General features: G+C 69.7%; 1 protein-coding gene. It reads right to left on the bottom strand.

Annotated elements, in window-relative coordinates; genetic code table 11:
- On the bottom strand, positions 1–2,444 hold a 2,444-nt coding region (locus ACFRMN_RS38620; protein ID WP_383029154.1), incomplete at both ends, for a beta-ketoacyl synthase N-terminal-like domain-containing protein.

The following is a 2,444-nucleotide window of genomic DNA, read 5'->3' as shown; positions in this document are numbered from 1 at the left end:
TCCTCACCCCACATCACCCCACGCAGCGAACACCCCAACTCGCCCTCCAGCAAGGCGAGTACGGAATCCAGCGCCTCCGCGAACACCGGGAACCGCCCGTACAACTCACGCCCCATCCCCAACCGCTGACTGCCCTGCCCCGAGAACAGCACCGCCGTCCTCCCACCGACGACCGAACCCGACACCACCGAACGGTCCGGATCACCGGCCGCCAGAGCGGCGAGGGCTCGTACCGCGTCAGCAGGGTCGCCGGCCAGCACCACCGCGCTGTTGTCGAAGACCGACCGGCCCGTGGCTAGCGAGTAGCCGACATCCACCGGCCGCGGCTCCGGACCGGACTCGACAAAGGAGAGCAGCCGGGCCGCCTGGCCGCGCAGCGCCTCCGGGCTCTTGCCCGAGAGCACCCACGGCACCACACCCGGCTCCACCGCCGGAGCCTCGGGCCTGGCGACCACCGTTCCCCGGATCACCGTGGCCGGCTGCTCCAGAATGATGTGCGCGTTCGTGCCGCTGATCCCGAACGACGACACAGCCGCTCGCCGCGCGCGACCGGCCTCCGGCCAGCGCGTCTGCTCGGTCAGCAGTTCCACCGCACCCTCGGACCAGTCCACATGCGAGGACGGAGCGTCGACGTGCAGCGTCTGCGGCAGCACCCCATGACGCATCGCCATGATCATCTTGATCACGCCTGCCACACCGGCCGCGGCCTGCGTATGACCGATGTTCGACTTCACCGAGCCCAGCAGCAGCGGACGCTCCGGGTCACGATCACGGCCGTACGTCGCCAGCAGCGCCTGGGCCTCGATCGGGTCCCCAAGCGTCGTACCCGTACCGTGCGCCTCCACCACATCGACGTCGTCCATGGACAGTCCGCCGCTGGCGAGCGCCTGGCGGATCACGCGCTGCTGCGACGGGCCGTTCGGCGCCGTCAACCCGTTCGACGCACCGTCCTGATTGACGGCCGAGCCACGAACCACAGCAAGGATCTCGTGGCCATTGCGCCGCGCGTCGGACAGCCGCTCAAGCACCAGCATGCCGACACCCTCCGACCAGCCCACACCATCGGCCGACTCCGAGAACGCCTTGCAGCGGCCGTCGGGCGACAGACCCCGCTGTCGGGAGAAGTCCACGAACACGGTCGGCGTGGACATCACCGTCACCCCGCCGGCCAGCGCCAGGGAGCATTCACCGCTCCGCAGAGCCTGCATCGCCCAGTGCATCGCGACGAGCGACGACGAGCACGCCGTGTCCACCGTCACCGCCGGACCCTCCAGGCCCAGCGTGTACGAGACCCGGCCGGAGGCCAGACTCGTGCTGCCACCTCCTTGGAAGCCCTCGAACTCCGAGCCGCCCAGCAGAGTGGTGTAGTCGCTGTACATCACACCGGCGAATACACCGGTCGCACTGCCCTTCAGCGACACCGGGTCGATCCCGGCCCGCTCGATCGCCTCCCAGGACGCTTCGAGCAGCAGCCGCTGCTGCGAGTCGGTGGCCAGCGCCTCACGCGGCGACATTCCGAAGAAGGCCGGGTCGAACTCGTCCGCGGTGTGCAGGAAGCCGCCTTCCCGCGTGTACGACGTCCCCATGTGGTCGGGGTCCGGGTTGAACAGCCCGTCCACGTCCCAGCCACGGTTGGTCGGGAAGCCCGAAATCGCGTCGGCGCCCTCCGTGACCAGTCGCCACAGATCCTCGGGCGAGGCAACTCCGCCCGGGTACCGGCAGCTCATGCCCACGACCACGATCGGATCGTCGGCACCCGCGGCGGCACGCGTGGTGGCCGGCACGGCCACCGCGGCTTCGGAGCCGAGCAGTTCATCGAGCAGATGGTCGACCAGCGTCTGAACCGTCGGATAGTCGAAGGCCATCGTGGCGGGCAGCCGCAGGCCACTGGCCGTGTTCAGCCGGTTACGCAGTTCCACCGCCGTGAGCGAGTCGAAGCCCAGCTCACGGAAGGCCCGGCCCGGGTTGACCGCGTTGCCGTCGGCGTGCCCCAGAACGAGAGCCACCTGGCCGCGTACGAGGTCCAGCAGCACTTCCTGACGCTCAACCACCGTCAGCCCGGCCAGCCGCTCCACCAGACCGGCCGCCGCAGCCGACCCGGCCACCGCGGCAGCCCGACGCGACCACGAACGAATCAACGACCGCAACAACGGCGGGACGGCGCCCTGCGCACGCAACACCGCCAGATCCAGCCGCACCGGCGCCACCACAGCATCACCAGAAGTCAGAGCCGCGTCGAACAACGCCACACCCAACTCCACCGACAACGCCGGCACACCCGCCCGAGCCATCCGCTCCGCGTCCGCCTCCGACAGCGTGCCCGTCATCCCACCCGACTGATCCCACGGACCCCAGGCCAACGACACACCCGGCAGACCCTCAGCCCGCCTACGCTCCATCAACGCGTCCAGAAACGCGTTACCCGCCGCGTAATTACCCTGACC

Source organism: Streptomyces sp. NPDC056835 (assembly GCF_042789485.1).
In the GTDB taxonomy this organism is placed as follows: domain Bacteria; phylum Actinomycetota; class Actinomycetes; order Streptomycetales; family Streptomycetaceae; genus Streptomyces.
Note: the sequence above shows the minus strand (reverse complement) of the source record. Positions and strands in the feature narration are given on the sequence as shown.